Below are 15,967 nucleotides of genomic sequence, written 5' to 3'. Positions count from 1 at the left end.
TTTATTGTTTCATCTCTTTGATAAACTTATCCGAGGCCTGAATCGAGCGTTTCATCTCTACCACCAAACGATCTATATCCCTTTTAATACCACCAAACTCGCCTTTCAACGAGCCTATCGCACGGGCATTGAGATTGTGTTTGAGAAATAGTGTGTTGTCTTTCAACGCAGACAACACCGGCCGCATCTTAGCCTCCGTACGTTTCAAACTGGTATGCAGCGAGCGGTAGCGGGCTTGGGTATCTTTAAGCGCTTGAGCACTCTGACGGCGCAATTTTGCACTACTGTATTGATCAAGTTCTTCTTTCCATTCATCAAACAGAGCCTCTGCAACATCTTCAACCTGACGAATATGATCACTGACCGATTCTGCCGCCGCTTCGCTATCATCGTACGCAGACTGCATATCGTTATAGACCGACTCCAGTTTACCTCCTTCAAAACCCACCACTTTTCGGAATTGCTCTAAAGCAGATACAAATTCCTCCTGAGCTTCATCCTGAGCCGTACGGGTGTCTTCGACCCTATCCACCAGAATGTCTCGCTTATGGACACCCACTTTTTCCATCGCTGAATAGTATGCACTCTGACAACCACTGATCAGCGGCATGGATAGCAACATCACACAGACTAAAACAATACGTTTCATCAAAATTCCTTACATAAGAGCTTATCTACGAGTTTACACAGACTTACAGCGGTTTATTAATCCGGATCTTACCGATTTTATGGTTCTCATTCAGCTCCAGGCAGACATCTGCACGGCCCGGCATCTCTTCCAGCATATTACGGGTAAGTCGTTCATAATGCTGAATAAAGCGCCTGATCTCCCGCTCATTCATAATCCGGAGATGCTGGGTGGGTTGCTGGGTATCATAGAAATAACGCACTCTCTCTGCGAGTTTTTTCTCCTGTTGAGAGCGCCACTCGAATACTGATTCCATACTGGGTACTTTCAGCATAATCAGTACATCCATCAGCCCAAACAGTTCTTTATAACTGCCTTCTAACTGTTTATTCGCATAACTGCGCCAAACACCCAGAGGGTCCTCGCTACGCTCAAGATCGTTAACCGATTCAGCCAGCTGACTCTCATCCTGTGCCGTAGCACCGACACACCAGCCTTCCAAAACAATCACATCCGCTTCACCGGTCCATTCCTGCCAAAGCGCCGTAGGACAACGATCATCTATCGACTTATCAAAAACCGGTATCTTTACGTTACGTCCCTCTTCACCGAACTCACCTTTAAGCCCGCGAATCAATTCAATACCCAGATCAACATCGTGGGTACCGGGAACACCCCGGGTTTTCAGTAAAGAGTGAATCGAATGAGCCATCTCTTCACGCTCACTGCGGGTTTTGTATATGTCATCTATAGACAAACCCACCACTTTCAGACCAAACCCTTCCTCAAGTATCACCTCTATCAGGTTAAACAGCGTCGATTTTCCTGCCCCCTGAGCACCATTAATGCCCACCACCAGCGGACCTTGATGTTGATTCTTTTGCGCCACTAGCCAGGCACCTAAAGGTACATAAATCGACTCTAGCATCTCCACCAGTCCAATATCGACCTTAAGAGATTCAAGAGTTGAAGCGAACGCTTGTTCAACTTTACTTACTGCCTGCTCACGTTCTTCATCGCTCAGGCATAGTTGATCAGAAGGCCATCGGGTCAATGAACTCATGACACCTCATCCGGCTTGTGGGCTCGGTTATTACGTAGCCATTGCTGTATCGCTACGATCTGTTCAGCTTCCATCAGCGAAGGAGCATGAGTTATTCCCGGTATCTGATAAAGATCAAGATCGGGACGCAAGGTTTGCATCCGCTCAACTGTATCAGCGGTTAATACGTCTGACTGATCTCCCCAAATCAGCATTTGCGGACACTTCACCTGCGCCCATAAAGGCTCCAGATCTATATCCTGATGCTGTGCTTCCTGAGTACCCTCTGCCAGACGAGGGTCATAATGCAGACCAAACTCCCCTTCGCCAGTCACTCTGTGACCATACTTAACCAGATGTTGCCACTGAGTATCATTTAAATTCCGGTATGCGGTATAGGTCGAGCGCATATACTGCTCAAGTTCTGCCAATGAGCCGAAACGATGATCACCAACATAGCCGGCTATCCTTTGTAATGACTCCTTACTGATAAAGCTGCCAATATCATTCAGCACCAACGTTCGAATGGGGGAGTTTGGCAGAGCTGCCAGGCAGGTGCCTATAATGCCTCCCATAGAGGTACCGATCCAATCCACCTGATCTACATCCAGGCGAGCTAACAGAGTAGCCATATCACTCATATAGCGGGGGATGTCGTAATTAACTCCCGGAGAAAGCCAATCGCTTTCTCCCCGCCCCGGCATATCAGGGCAGATCACCCGGTAATCACGGGAAAGAGCCCGCGCCAGTTCATCAAAATCACGACTATTACGGGCCAGGCCATGCACACAGACCAGCACCCGGTCATTATCTGCACTACCCCATTCGTGATATACAACCCGATGAAATCCAAGAGGGTCGAGCGCCATCACCGATCTGGTTCGCATTGCAATCTCCTGTCATCTGAAATCATGCTTATTACGTAAGGAAGGTAGATGTAAGTCCCTAACGCTACCATCTAGTAAAGAATTGTAAAGGACGAACAATTCTACTTACGCGCTCAAAGATATGTATTATGATTTCTGAATGTACCTAATTCCGGCATACAGATGGACAAGTAATGGCTGAACAGACAGATAGATCTTTTTACCACAGCAATAAGCACTGGATGCTCCCAATACTGATAATAATGGGTGCTGTGCTGATATTTATCGCATTAAAGGCAACCAAGCCCACCGCGCCATCCCAGCCCATAAAAGAAAAAGTATGGACTGTAAAAGTTATTGAAGCAGAGTTCGCAACGTTCTCCCCCCAACTGTCACTATATGGTCGAATAGAGTCCCCTTCCAGTAGCACTCTCTCTTCGTCGATAAATGCCTATATTGAAAGCCGTCATACCTCAGAAGGCAAAAAAGTAGCCGCTGGACAACTGCTCATACAACTGGATAACCGTGATGCTTCTCTTGCACTGACCCAAAAACAAGCCGATGTTGATCGTATTGAAGCCTCCATTGAAGCCGAAAAGGTACGCTACCAGTCTAATCTTAAAGCGCTCAAGATCGAGAAGGAACTGGTTCGTCTTACGCAACGAACCCTAGAACGTTATCAGGACCTTAGCACGCGCAAATTAGCCAGCCAGAATCAGCTGGATGATGCCCGCAGAACATCACAACAGCAGGCACTTTCCCTAAACAGCCGCCAACAGTCCATCAATGATCACCCCAATCAGCTGGCACAACTGGCAGCTCAGCTTAAACAAGCGACGGCACAACGAGACAGTGCGGCACTGGATCTGGAACGGAGCCAGATAAAAGCTCCGTTTACCGGGCGAATAGCAGAGATCAAAGTGGCCGCAGGTGAGCGAGTTCGTAGTGGTGATACTCTACTAACGATCTATGATCTTAGCTCTCTGGAGGTACGTTCCCAGATTCCAAGCCGCTACCTGCCACAAATTCATCAACAACTGAATAAAGGCGAACAGATTATCGCCACCGCGATACTCGACGGCCAACCCCTGTCTCTCACCCTCGAGCGCCTTGCCGCTGCGGTCAATAGCGGCAGTGCTGGCGTTGATGCACTGTTTCGTATCAATTCCGATGACTATCGCGGCGAGCCAGGACGCGCTTTATCCCTTAATCTGACCATGCCCGAGCAGGAAAACCTTCTAGCATTGCCGCCCCAGGCCATCTTTGGAACAGAGAGAGTCTATACCCTGAATGAAAGCCGGCTACAGGCCAGTACTGTAGAAAGAGTAGGCGATATCCGTGACAGCAACGGTCAGTCAAAAGTGTTGGTGCGTAGTACTGTCATTCAACCCGGCGATCAAATTCTGGTGACTCAGCTGCCCAATGCCATCACCGGTCTTCTGGTTGAAGTTGCAGGCCGCCAACCCGTCCCTGTTGCAGCTGGGGCGGAGTAAGTTATGTCGCAAAGCCATGGGCCACTCAAGAACCTGATCACCCTGTTTACTGAACACAGAGTCGCATCTAACCTTCTGATGATGCTTATGATTCTGGCCGGAATATGGGGGTTGAAAAAACTCAACACTCAGTTTTTCCCCAGCTTTGAACTGGACATTATCACCATCGCCGTGCCCTGGAGCGGTGCGGCAGCAGAGGATGTAGAAAGCTCAATAATTCTACCTATTGAACGGGAACTGAAATCGGTTAATGGGATAGATTCCCTGTATTCAACAGCGACTCAGGGATCTGCCTCAATCCGTCTCGAGCTGGAAGAGAACAGCGATATCGCCTACATCCTTGACGAGGTAAAACAGAAAGTCGATGGCATTACCAACTTGCCAGCCGATTCTGAAAAACCAATCGTTCAACAGGTGATCCGTTACGATAATATTGCCAGAATACTAATCACCAGCACCGCCGCAACTCAACAGGAACTAAGGGTTCTGGCCCGTCAATTCGAGCGGGAACTGCTACAGAAAGGGATTCGAAAGATCGACTTTGTCGGCCTGCCCGCAGAAGAGATCGCCATTCAGATCTCATCCGGCCGATTACATGAACTGGGACTCAGCCTGAGTGACGTTGCTACGATTATCAATCAGCGCAGCGTTGATCTGCCTGCCGGTACTGCCGCACAGGGCGACGGCTCGCGACAGATTCGCAGCCTCAGCCAGCAACGGGATGTTGAGGGTTTCAGTCAACTACCGCTAATTACCAATAAGGATGGTCAGCTACTTCGCCTGGGGGATGTTGCATCTATTGACTGGCGCAACCAGGATAATCAAACCTTTCTCACCTATCGGGGTCAATCCGCTATTCAGCTACTGTTACGCCGGACTGAAAACGACGACACCCTTACAGCAGCCGGATTAATGCGTGAATGGATGGAAGAGCGTCAGCCAACGTTGCCCCCTGACATTCAGTTGATCGCATTCGATGAGCGCTATGTCGCGATTCAGGACCGTATTAATCTACTGGTAAAAAACGGGCTGGGCGGTTTGGTACTGGTCATCGCCACCCTCTTTTTATTCCTGAACGCCCGAGTTGCTTTCTGGGTTACCGTGGGCATCCCGATCTCATTTATGGCCACACTGGCGGTACTTTACGGCATTGGCGGCAGTATCAATATGATCAGCCTGTTCGGCATGATCATGGCTCTGGGTATCATTGTTGATGACGCCATCGTGGTGGGAGAGGACACACTAACCCACCTGCAGATGGGTGAACCGGGGCTTCAGGCCGCTATCGGTGGCGCGCACCGAATGCTTGCACCGGTCATGGCTTCATCCCTCACCACCATTGCTGCTTTTCTGCCTCTTCTGTTAATTGGCGGAACCATCGGTAATATTCTGATCGACATTCCCACCGTGGTTATCTGTGTCATTGCCGCATCAATTGTGGAATGCTTTTTGATTCTTCCCGGCCATCTACACCATAGTCTGCACAAAGCCACTGATCTTCACCCATCCAAAACCCGGGTTAAACTAGATACCGCTTTCAATAACTTTAAAAACGGCCGCTTTCGCCGGTGGGTTGAAAATGCCATCGAGTTTCGCTGGATAACCGTGACCATCGCCCTGGCGGCTTTCATTATTGCGATCGGCCTGGTCAGCAGTGGACGGATAAAATTTAACTTCTTCCCTGCGGTTGAGATGGAAACCCTGAACGCCAATATTCAGTTCACTTCCGGTAGCAGCCCGGATCAGGTCGATAATTTCCTCCAGCATCTGGACCAAACTCTGCGGCAGACAGAAGAAGAATTAGGTGGCAACCTGGTTAAGATGGCATTGCAGATACATCGTAAAACCAATAGTAGCCGTACCAGCCAGGGCTCCAGTCAGGGCGATGAATTTGGCGCACTTTATGTGCAGCTCACCACCATCGACAGCCGTGAAGTCACTAACAGTCAAATTATCAAAAAATGGCGCAGTAAAGTAATTCTCCCTGCGGGCATTGAAAAGTTCACCATCGACCTAAACCGTTCCGGCCCTCCGGGTAAATCGCTTGAGGTAAAATTAGTTGGCTCTGATGTAGAAAAGTTGAAGCAGGCCTCTCTCGCCGTACAGGACAGCTTGCGACAGTATAACGGTGTCAGTAATGTCGATGATGACCTGCCGTTCGGTAAGTCGCAGTTGATCTATGAGCTGACCCCTACAGGTAAGACCTCAGGCCTGACACTCAACTCTGTTGGACGTCAGTTACGGGCATCTTTTGATGGCCAGCTAGTACAGTTATTTAACCAGGGCGAAGACGAAATTGAGGTCAGAGTGGTGCTGCCAGACAGTGAACGAGACCGTTTCAGTGCATTGGAAAACTTACCCATTTTGCTACCCGATGGCAGCAGCGCGCCACTCGCAAACGTGATCAAATTCTCTGATAAACAGGGTCTAGATCGACTACAGCGGGTCGACGGACAGCTGGCCATTAAAGTCACCACAGATCTGGACGAAGCAGTCGCCAATGCCAACGAGATAATCGCCGATCTGAGTGCAGGCAAGTTGCAAGAGATCATCTCAGAGTTTGGCGTACAGGCCAGTTTTGAAGGTCGTAATAAAAACCAGCGTGAAACCCTGGCCGATATGAAAATGGGATTACTGATCGCACTGCTGCTGATTTTTATTATTCTCAGCTGGGTGTTCTCATCATACAGCTGGCCACTGGCCGTCATGCTGGCGATCCCTCTCGGACTGACAGGCGCTATTGCGGGGCATCTGCTAACAGGACAAAACCTGACGATTCTGTCTATCTTTGGTTTTTTTGGACTCTCGGGTATCGTTATTAATGACTCAATCGTACTAATCACCTTCTATCAGAAATTGCGCAATCAGGGCATGGGCGTGCATAAAGCGATAGTAGAAGCCGCCTGTCAGCGTCTACGAGCCGTTCTGCTAACATCACTCACCACTATTGCAGGCCTAACACCAATTTTGTTTGAGACCTCACTGCAGGCCCAGTTCCTGATCCCGATGGCAACCTCCCTGGTATTCGGACTGGCGTTTGGTACTCTGCTTATTTTGTTGGTCGTGCCCTCACTGCTGGTGATGCTGGAGAACGGCAAGGCGACTTTCAAGTCTGCCACCTCCCGAAAAGCAGCCCATCAGAATACTTAACACTGACTGTAACGACAGAAAAGCCCGGCTAAGCCGGGCTTTTCTACTTATATTTAACCTCAATCATCCACGCCTATGACGATCAACATAATCCGCTATGATTACCGTATCCTGAGGATTCAGGTCGATAAACTTCAGGCCAAACTCATAGTTTTCCTGCGAAAGTCTGCGCACATGAACTAACCGGCAGATTTCGCTTAACTCGCCTCCGGGCATACTGAAGCTGACTATATGCTCTAACACTCCGTTGGCATCCGCCTTATCCAGCTTCAGTATATCCTCCAGTTGATGGTTACCCAGGATGGCGATCCCACCCACACTCATACTGACAATCCGGGCACCACTATTGTCGCCAGGAATACCCACCTTCACCTCAAAATCAGTTTCAACCCTAGGATGTATTCGACTATCTGTAAGCACGCTTACCAACTCCCAACTACCAATCAGTTAATCTAAGACTATGACGTTCATTCGAAATTGTCACTTATGTGATCGGCCATTTCAGATAAACTTCAATAGATTCGCGGTTTCATTGGCCTGCGGGCTTCCATCCGGTATAATTTCCGATCTTTTGACAGCGGCTAATCACAAGGCTTTTCAATGAATTCAGATCTGCACAAGCTTCAGCCATACCCTTTTGAAAAACTGGCGAAGCTGAAAGCCGGAGTAACGCCTCCGACCGACCTTGACCATATCGCTTTTTCGATAGGTGAACCAAAGCATCCTTCTCCTGCCTTTGTGATGGATGAGCTCACCCGCAATCTGGATAAATTGGCGAATTACCCAACCACGGCCGGGACAATAGAGCTGCGCCAAACTATCGCCGACTGGGCAACCCGACGTTTCAAACTGCAGTCCGGCAGTCTGACCGGAGCCGATAATGTTTTGCCAGTTCTCGGTACCCGCGAAGCGATCTTCGCCTTTACCCAATGCGCGATAGACCGGGCTCCAGCCGACGGTGAAACACCTCTATTACTGGCGCCCAACCCGTTCTATCAGATCTATGAGGGAGCCGCTTATCTGTCCGGCGCTGAACCCCACTATCTGAGTTGTACCGCGGATAACAATTTTGTACCCGATTTTGACGCAGTACCTGACGCAGTCTGGCAGCGTTGTCAGTTGCTATTTCTCTGCTCTCCCAGCAACCCTACCGGGGCAGTGACAGATGCGGCAACACTGGCTAAGCTAATTGCACTATCGGATCAGCATGATTTTATAATCGCCTCCGATGAATGCTATTCCGAGATCTATTTCGACGAAGCGCAACCACCGGTTGGTTTGCTGGAAGTCTGTGCTCAACTGGGCCGTCATGACTATAAGAACTGCATGGTATTCCACAGCCTGTCTAAACGCTCTAATCTACCGGGCCTCAGATCTGGTTTTGTCGCCGGAGATGCCGATCTAATTAAGCCATTCGCCAGCTACCGGACGTATCATGGTAGCGCCATGTCTCTGCCAATCCAGCTAGCGAGCATTGCTGCATGGAACGATGAAGCCCATGTGCTGGAAAACCGCGATATGTATCGCGAAAAGTTTGCCGCCGTGGTTGAAATTCTGGAACCCGTCATGGATGTTAAATCCCCGGATGCAGGCTTCTATCTCTGGGCAGGAACGCCTATTGCTGATGACCTTTTCACACAAGGATTGTTTGAGCAGCAAAATATGACCGTATTACCGGGCAGTTACGTCTCTAGAGAGGATCAGGAAGGTAACCTTCCCGGTGCTGGCCGTGTACGCATGGCACTGGTTGCTACTCTGGATGAGTGTATCGAAGGCGCTTGGCGGATCCGCCGGTATGTCGAATCACTCAAGGATTAAGGAGCAGATCATGACGACGCTATACGGCATTCCCAATTGCGATACAGTGAAAAAAGCGCAGCGCTGGCTGGACGCAAATAACATCAACTTCAGCTTCCATGATTTCCGTAAAGACGGTCTGACCGAAACGCAGTTACGCGAATGGGTCTCAGCCCTGGGCTGGGAAACCCTGCTAAATAAACGCAGTACCAGCTGGCGACAGCTGGACGATGATATAAAAAACAGTATTGACGAAGCAGCGGCCGTCCGCGAAATGCTTGCGACCCCCACGCTGATTAAACGCCCGGTGTTAAGCCTCGAGGGACGTTACCAGGTGGGCTTTAAAGAGAGCGACTACAGCGCTCTATTCAAATAAATTAATTTAAATTCTGATTCTAAAATTTTATATAAAGCTCTTATATAAAATTTTTATTTCAAGTTCTATGGAGTTACAAACAATGAGTACATTTGCATTCGGTCTGGGTATCGGCACCAAGTCTTCAGACGGTGAGTTACTGGAAGTATACTTTAACACCCCTCTGCTGAACCCATCCGACGCACTGATCAAAGCCGCAGCCGACAAAGCGGGCTATAGCGGCGGTAATCAGGCGATCGAGCTGACTGCAGCTCAGCTAAACGATCTTGAAGCGGCTTTTCTGGCGATCGATGCCGAAGACCAGGCTGAGATCGTTGAGATCTGCAAAGGCACTCATCAGCCAATGATTCTGACAGTTCTGGAAACCGATGCTGACCCTGAAACTACCGCTGAAGTTTATCTCAAACTATCCCTGCTATCTCATCGTTTAGTGAAGCCACATGGCCTGAACCTGAACGGCATGTTCGGTAAACTGCCCAATGTTGCCTGGACTAACGAAGGCGCTATCTCTCTGGCTGACCTGCCTAAACGTCAGCTAGCTGCCCGCGCTCAGGGACGTATTATCGACGTTCACTCGGTTGATAAGTTTCCGAAAATGGCTAACTACGTAGTGCCCGCAGGCACACGTCTGGCGGCAACCTCGCGCATCCGTCTGGGCGCACACGTAGGTGAAGGCACTACCGTCATGCACGAAGGCTTTATCAACTTCAACGCCGGCACACTGGGTGTCAGCATGGTTGAAGGTCGTATCTCTGCTGGTGTAGTCGTTGGCAACGGTTCTGATCTTGGTGGTGGCTGCTCTACTATGGGGACGCTGTCCGGTGGTAACAACGTGGTTATCTCTGTAGGCGAAAACTGCTTGCTAGGTGCCAATGCAGGTCTGGGTTTGCCTCTGGGTGATCGCTGTACTATTGAAGCTGGGCTGTATATTACTGCCAGCTCTAAAGTGACGGTTCTGGATGATCAAAACAATGAAGTCAGCACAGTAAAAGCCGCGGAATTGGCGGGCAAGCCTGACTTACTGTTTCGCCGCAACTCACAGTCCGGTCGCGTTGAAGTAAAGACTAACAAGTCTGCGATCGAACTGAATGAAGAGCTACACGCTCACAACTAAGCGGTTGTCAGTTATTAGGGGCTGCTGATTGCAGCCCCTGTTTATGCTTCCACCCATTGCCATCCGGCTTTAAGGTAAATCCAATGTCGCCACTCTCTTCGCCACTATCCCCTACCATTGAGCTCGCCAAAGAGCTGATTTCCCGTCGATCAGTGACCCCTGAAGATGGTGGCTGCCAGGAGCTAATGATAGAACGCCTGGAAGCACTGGGATTTCATATCGAACGCCTTCAGTTTGAAGAGGTCACTAACCTCTGGGCTCGCCGGGGAACAACCGGGCCGGTATTCTGCTTTGCAGGCCATACCGATGTAGTCCCCACTGGGCCGGAAGAGAACTGGGATCACCCCCCCTTCGATCCGATTATCCAAGATGGCTTTCTCTGCGGTCGCGGCGCTGCCGATATGAAAGGTAGCATCGCAGCCTTTATGACTGCGCTGGAACGATTTATTGAGCACCATCCTGATCATGACGGCTCTATCGCCCTGCTCATTACCAGCGACGAGGAAGGCCCTTTCGTTAATGGCACCACCCGGGTCATAGACCACCTGGAAGCCCGTAACGAAAAGATCAACTGGTGCATCGTGGGCGAACCGTCCAGTACTGAAAAAGTCGGCGATGTAATCAAAAATGGGCGTCGAGGCTCAATCAGTGGTGATCTGATCATCCGGGGCGTGCAGGGCCATGTGGCCTATCCGCATCTGGTTGAAAATCCGATCCATCTGGCAGCGCCTGCGCTGAACGATCTAGCCTCTGAACTCTGGGATGAAGGTAATGAGTTTTTCCCTCCAACCAGCTTACAGATCTCCAACATTCACGCTGGAACCGGGGCAACCAATGTTGTTCCTGGACATATCGACGTACAGTTTAACCTGCGATTTTCTACTGAGGTAACCGCTGATCAGATCAAAGCGCGAACCTATGAAATTCTTAATCGCTACGGCCTGAATTTCGATATTAACTGGACCCTCAGCGGCAACCCCTTTATTACTGATCGGAGCGATCTGGTCGAGGCTTGCGTTGATTCAATTAAAGCGATTACCGGCTTAGACACAGAGCTTTCTACCTCTGGGGGCACTTCAGATGGACGTTTTATCGCGCCAACGGGTGCACAAGTTATTGAACTGGGGCCGATTAATGCCACTATTCATAAAGTGAACGAGCGAGTCAAAGCGGATGACCTCAATACTTTGTCATCACTGTATGAGAACATCATGGCTCGCCTGCTGGTGCGGTAACTAATCATGACCTTCCAACTAAATTGCCCCGTTTGTCTAGAGCCCCTGCAAGGGGACAAGAAACACCTGGAGTGCCCTAACCGGCACAGTTACGACGCAGCCAAGCAAGGCTACTGGAATCTGCTATTAGCAAACCAGAAGCGCTCTAAAGATCCCGGCGACAATGCAGAGATGGTACAGGCAAGGCGCAAGTTCCTTGCACTGGGTCATTATCAACCTCTGGCAGATACGATTGCTGAACGGCTGGCAGATTTAGCGGCTCAACAAGATACACCCCGTATACTCGACATGGGTTGTGGCGAAGGTTATTACACTCATCGCATGCAGCAGCGACTTGAAATAACCGGCAACGACTATCAATTAGCCGGACTGGATATTTCAAAGCATGCCGTCAAAGCTGCCTGTAACCAAACTAAAGCGCTTACCTGGATGGTTGCTTCTGGCGCGCGGATGCCCGTTGCTGACGCTTCTCTGGATCTGTTAACCGTCCTCTTTAGCCGGCTAATGCCGGAAGAGTTCAGCCGAATCCTGAAACCGGGCGCAGAACTGCTAATAGCTTATCCCGGCGAGGATCATCTGATAGAACTACGAGATCTCATTTATGATGAGGTACGCCACTCCGGCTTTAAGCCTGAGTCAGTACTGGGAGAGCAGTTCGAATTAGTTTCCACGGAACCGGTGAAATACTCCTTCACATTACCCGATGAAATTCAGATCAGTCAGCTATTAGCGATGACCCCCCATGGTTGGCGTATCAACCAGGCAGCACGTGATCGCTTAGCTAAGCTAAACAGTTTAGAGCTAACGCTGGACGTGTCATTAGCTCGCTTTAAACGACGCTGAACGATGACAAAGCCCCGCTTAAGAGACAATCTGCGCTTACGCCTGATTCGTCGCGCAGATAAGGTCAAACAGAACCTGATTATTCTGTTGATTGGTTTGGGCATCTTTCTGCTGGGCTTTGTTATCCTTATCCTCGCTCAATTCCTGCTACTGGACAGCCTGCAGCGGGACCTGATAGCACTGATCGGCCTGATTTTAGCAATTTGCGGGGTAATCATCGCCGCATTCGGCTATATTAGCCTTAGCATCCTGCGAATTTTTCGTTTTCTATTAACCGACACCAAACGACCTGATCAGAGCCATGACTGAAGAGCAGCGCCACCCCGATATTGAGATCTATGTTAAAGACCGTTCTCTGGAGCGGATCACCGAATGGCTTGAAACTCACTGTCAGCCCCTTAAACGGGACTTTGCACAGGGGCAGATACATCACTTCATCGGCCTGATGAACGATCAGGAAATTCCGGTCATGGTCCACGAGAAAGTTTCTGGCAAAGCCTGGACCAGCGTCTGGTTTAATTCAGATCAAACCCCATGGATTAAAGACCTGGACTGTGCAATACAAGCCTCGAAGGAACTGGACACACAGATTCGCTGTATCGCCAGCGGTTGGAGTACCGGAGATGACCCCGATGAGTGGTGGAAGATAGAGCAGGGAGAAAGTGAAAAAATTCAGTGGCGGACCTAATCCTACCCAACAAACAGGTTAGCCGTTAAGCCTGAGCGCTGAACTGCTGACCCGAACGATCAATTTCATCCAGCATCAATCGCCCTGCAGAAGCTAATCCAATTCTGGCAAAATGATCTTCAGTGGTCGAAATATTTGTCGGTGTATCGGTCTTAAACGCAATATGGCTTAGCAAATAAGCAAAGTCACCCTGATGCACATCATGAACTGCCGTATTCAATCGTTCCACCACGGCACCGTCGTAGAGGCTATCCGGATCAGGATATTCAAGCGACTGAGCTTCCGGCAGACTAAAGCCACTAGATGAAGTTTGCTTCTTCTGCGCCAGATCCTCAGCGGTATTGATCAGACTTAACAGCATAGAAAACTGCGCACCTCGCCCCTCGTTAACCGCATGGGCCAACGACGACGTATAGGTTTCTATCCGCTGTTCAATCCGTTCAATTTGCATTATCGATCTTTCTACCGGTTTTAAGTAAGGACTACTTCTACTTCGGCCAGCAGGTCAATTTATTGAGTAATTTCTGGTATTTAAAAGATATTTATCGACCAACCATGGCCTGATCCGTTTCTATACCTAACAGCTGTAAAAAAGCCTGTACCAACTTGCTGGAGCGAGTTTCCGGACGCACGACTACCGACAACTGACGAGATAGCTCAAGCGAGGTCTCCAGCTCAACCAACTCCCCCCGCCTTAACTCTTCAACAACCGCTAACTGGGACAGACAGCCGATACCAAGGCCGGCCTTTACCGATTGCTTAATCGCTTCCTGGCGATTGAGGGCCATCACCGTATTAACGTTCACACCAGCCTGCTGAATCGCCCTATCAAAGACCGCTCGCGTACCTGAGCCCTGCTCTCGCAGAATCCAGCGCTGTTGAGCCATCTGTTCGATACCCAGCACACCCCGCTGTGCCAGTGGATGACTGTGATGACAAAAAATCTGCAGCGAGTCATCACGCCAGGGAATAATCTGTAATTGATGATGAGAAGCAGGCCCTTCTATCAGGCCAACATGCGCCTGTTGCTTCTCCAAACGCTCGATAACCTGACCGGTATTATTGATCTGCAGATCCGGCTCCACATCAGGATAGCGTGCTAAAAAGTCGGCCATGATCGCAGGAAACAGATAGCTGGCAATAGTCACACTGGCGGCAACCCGAAACGCTCCGCTAACGCCACTACTGTAGGGCGCACTCAGGCTCTCTACATTACTCAGAATATCACGCACACGAGGCAGCACATCCTGACCCAGATCGGTAATGACCAGATCACGACCACTGCGGCTGAACAATCGGTACCCGAGCGACGACTCCAACTCCTTTAGCGCCTGACTGGCAGCCGATTGACTTAGAGCCTGCTCATCGGCAGCCGCAGTCAGCCTGCCCAGACGGGCGGTAGCCTCGAAGATCTTCAGTTGTTTCAGGGACAGACTCATTATTCGGTTTTTCTTATATTAGATGTTAAAAACATCCATTTTACTTAACTATATAAAAAATGGAAGATAACCCTGTTCCCGATAACTCATATCAATCTGATTGACCAGCACAGAACAAGGCCGCGACTATGTCCAGACTCATGCTACTGCCAATTATTGCCGTACTCGCGATCGGACTATCCAGCCTAGAAGCCATTGCACAGTTCGGTCTGAGCGCACTACCCCTGGCAATTCTCATAGGCATGATCTGGGGACACTTCGACCACCGCCCCCTCAGCAATAGCGATACCCGGATTACGCTATTCTGCCAACAAAGATTACTCCGCAGTGGTATCGTTCTGTTCGGCTTTAGCCTCAGCATGGAGCAGATTTTCGCTGTGGGCTGGCAAGCTCTACTGCTGGATGCGCTAATGATCTGTACTATCTTCAGCCTTGGTACATGGATTGGCGTACGTGTGTTTAAATTACACAGAGATGTCGCCATTCTGACCTCTGTGGGCAGTGCTATTTGCGGCGCTGCAGCAGTACTAGCCACCGAATCAGTACTTAAACCAAAACAGCAACATGTCTCCGTCGCCATCGCCACAGTGGTACTGTTTGGCACTTTGGCCATGTTCAGTTACCCGCTAATCTATCAATTTTCAGGAATGAGCGAGCAGGCCTTCGGTATCTATATCGGCAGCACTGTACATGAAGTGGCACAAGCCGTTGCCGCCGGTGAAGCGATCAGCGGAGAAACACTGCAAACCGCCGTGGTAGTAAAGCTGATTCGGGTGATGATGCTAGCGCCTTTCATTCTGCTACTAAGCTCGCACCTTAGCAGAACTGCCAACGATACATCAGGCCGAAACATCATCATCCCCTGGTTCGTGCTGGGCTTTATCGCTGCGACAGGCATCAATAGCCTGGTGGCACTACCTGAGCCTCTGCTCAACCTGCTAAAACTGGCAAGCCAGTTCTGTCTGGCACTGGCGATGGCCGCTCTGGGTCTACAAACCCGCTGGCACACCATCAAACAAGCGGGGCCTAAACCACTAATACTCGCTCTGATACTATTCCTGATGCTGATATTTGGGGGATACTTTCTCAACCTGTTACTGATCACCACTTAATTACTCAGAGCCCAGCTGATCAGCTGGCTTAGGCTATCAAAACCACGCCCTCTGCGCAGAGCAACTAGGGTTTAGTCGTCTTAATCTTGATACTTGGCACCCAATAATTAAGAAAATTAACGCGGCTGATTAAATGAATACGCTAAAATAGTAGCTTTACACTCCCCTTCCCCTCCAGAAAGCC

General features: G+C 49.8%; 16 protein-coding genes. 10 read left to right on the top strand and 6 right to left on the bottom strand.

Going from position 1 to position 15,967, the window contains the following annotated elements:
• Nucleotide 1: 1 nt before the first annotated feature.
• Genes QZZ54_RS08075 through QZZ54_RS08065 form a run of 3 tightly spaced genes read right to left on the bottom strand, consistent with a single transcriptional unit; the run spans nucleotide 2 to nucleotide 2,557 of the window.
• Entirely contained in the window at nucleotides 2-649 is a 648-nt protein-coding gene (locus QZZ54_RS08075) for a DUF2959 domain-containing protein (protein WP_290701306.1), read from the bottom strand.
• A gap of 43 nt (nucleotides 650-692) precedes the next feature.
• On the bottom strand, nucleotides 693-1,691 hold the full coding sequence (locus QZZ54_RS08070; RefSeq protein ID WP_290701304.1) for a hypothetical protein: 999 nt from the start codon (nucleotides 1,689-1,691) through the stop codon (nucleotides 693-695).
• Nucleotides 1,688-2,557 carry an alpha/beta hydrolase gene (locus QZZ54_RS08065; protein ID WP_290701302.1) on the bottom strand — a complete coding sequence of 290 codons (870 nt, stop codon included), beginning with the start codon at nucleotides 2,555-2,557 and terminating at the stop codon, nucleotides 1,688-1,690. The genes QZZ54_RS08070 and QZZ54_RS08065 overlap by 4 nt, the downstream gene beginning before the upstream one ends.
• 173 nt (nucleotides 2,558-2,730) lie before the next feature.
• Here QZZ54_RS08065 and QZZ54_RS08060 point away from each other — a divergent pair, with 173 nt between their 5' ends.
• Nucleotides 2,731-4,029 (top strand): efflux RND transporter periplasmic adaptor subunit, encoded by a 1,299-nt coding sequence (locus tag QZZ54_RS08060; protein WP_290701300.1) that lies wholly within the window; start codon nucleotides 2,731-2,733, stop codon nucleotides 4,027-4,029.
• A gap of 3 nt (nucleotides 4,030-4,032) precedes the next feature.
• Nucleotides 4,033-7,179, top strand: coding sequence for an efflux RND transporter permease subunit (locus QZZ54_RS08055; RefSeq protein WP_290701298.1), 3,147 nt, complete (start codon nucleotides 4,033-4,035; stop codon nucleotides 7,177-7,179).
• A gap of 63 nt (nucleotides 7,180-7,242) precedes the next feature.
• Here the strand turns inward: QZZ54_RS08055 and QZZ54_RS08050 are convergent, their stop codons facing one another.
• Nucleotides 7,243-7,599, bottom strand: coding sequence for a PilZ domain-containing protein (locus tag QZZ54_RS08050; RefSeq protein WP_290701295.1), 357 nt, complete (start codon nucleotides 7,597-7,599; stop codon nucleotides 7,243-7,245).
• A gap of 180 nt (nucleotides 7,600-7,779) precedes the next feature.
• Between QZZ54_RS08050 and dapC the strand changes: the two genes are divergently transcribed.
• From dapC to QZZ54_RS08015, 7 genes are all read left to right on the top strand, one after another.
• Entirely contained in the window at nucleotides 7,780-8,997 is a 1,218-nt protein-coding gene (dapC, locus tag QZZ54_RS08045) for a succinyldiaminopimelate transaminase (RefSeq protein ID WP_290701293.1), read from the top strand.
• 10 nt (nucleotides 8,998-9,007) lie between these two features.
• Nucleotides 9,008-9,352 (top strand): ArsC family reductase, encoded by a 345-nt coding sequence (locus QZZ54_RS08040; protein WP_290701290.1) that lies wholly within the window; start codon nucleotides 9,008-9,010, stop codon nucleotides 9,350-9,352.
• A gap of 82 nt (nucleotides 9,353-9,434) precedes the next feature.
• The gene (gene dapD / locus QZZ54_RS08035) at nucleotides 9,435-10,466 is read left to right on the top strand and encodes a 2,3,4,5-tetrahydropyridine-2,6-dicarboxylate N-succinyltransferase (RefSeq protein WP_290701287.1); all 1,032 of its coding nucleotides are present in this window, start codon (nucleotides 9,435-9,437) and stop codon (nucleotides 10,464-10,466) included.
• A gap of 83 nt (nucleotides 10,467-10,549) precedes the next feature.
• Nucleotides 10,550-11,701, top strand: coding sequence for a succinyl-diaminopimelate desuccinylase (gene dapE / locus QZZ54_RS08030; protein ID WP_290701284.1), 1,152 nt, complete (start codon nucleotides 10,550-10,552; stop codon nucleotides 11,699-11,701).
• Nucleotides 11,702-11,707: 6 nt separating this feature from the next.
• A complete protein-coding gene (locus QZZ54_RS08025) occupies nucleotides 11,708-12,544 on the top strand; it encodes a putative RNA methyltransferase (RefSeq protein ID WP_290701282.1) in 837 nt (278 codons plus the stop codon).
• Nucleotides 12,545-12,547: 3 nt separating this feature from the next.
• Nucleotides 12,548-12,853, top strand: coding sequence for a hypothetical protein (locus QZZ54_RS08020; protein ID WP_290701280.1), 306 nt, complete (start codon nucleotides 12,548-12,550; stop codon nucleotides 12,851-12,853).
• Complete coding sequence (locus QZZ54_RS08015; protein ID WP_290701278.1) at nucleotides 12,846-13,232, top strand: hypothetical protein; 387 nt, start codon at nucleotides 12,846-12,848, stop codon at nucleotides 13,230-13,232. The genes QZZ54_RS08020 and QZZ54_RS08015 overlap by 8 nt, the downstream gene beginning before the upstream one ends.
• 25 nt (nucleotides 13,233-13,257) lie before the next feature.
• On the opposite strand, the gene QZZ54_RS08010 is transcribed toward QZZ54_RS08015, so the two are convergent.
• Entirely contained in the window at nucleotides 13,258-13,683 is a 426-nt protein-coding gene (locus tag QZZ54_RS08010) for a hypothetical protein (protein ID WP_290701275.1), read from the bottom strand.
• A 91-nt stretch (nucleotides 13,684-13,774) separates the two neighbouring features.
• Nucleotides 13,775-14,671: a LysR family transcriptional regulator gene (locus QZZ54_RS08005; protein WP_290701272.1), complete on the bottom strand. Its 897-nt coding sequence runs from the start codon at nucleotides 14,669-14,671 to the stop codon at nucleotides 13,775-13,777.
• 128 nt (nucleotides 14,672-14,799) lie between these two features.
• On the opposite strand from QZZ54_RS08005, the gene QZZ54_RS08000 reads away from it, so the two are divergent.
• The gene (locus QZZ54_RS08000; protein ID WP_290701269.1) at nucleotides 14,800-15,783 is read left to right on the top strand and encodes a YeiH family protein; all 984 of its coding nucleotides are present in this window, start codon (nucleotides 14,800-14,802) and stop codon (nucleotides 15,781-15,783) included.
• Nucleotides 15,784-15,967: the final 184 nt, after the last annotated feature.

This window comes from Amphritea sp. (assembly GCF_016744155.1).
Taxonomy (GTDB): domain Bacteria; phylum Pseudomonadota; class Gammaproteobacteria; order Pseudomonadales; family Balneatricaceae; genus Amphritea.
The sequence above is the reverse complement of the archived record's forward strand: the minus strand, read 5'-3'. Positions and strand labels throughout refer to the sequence as shown.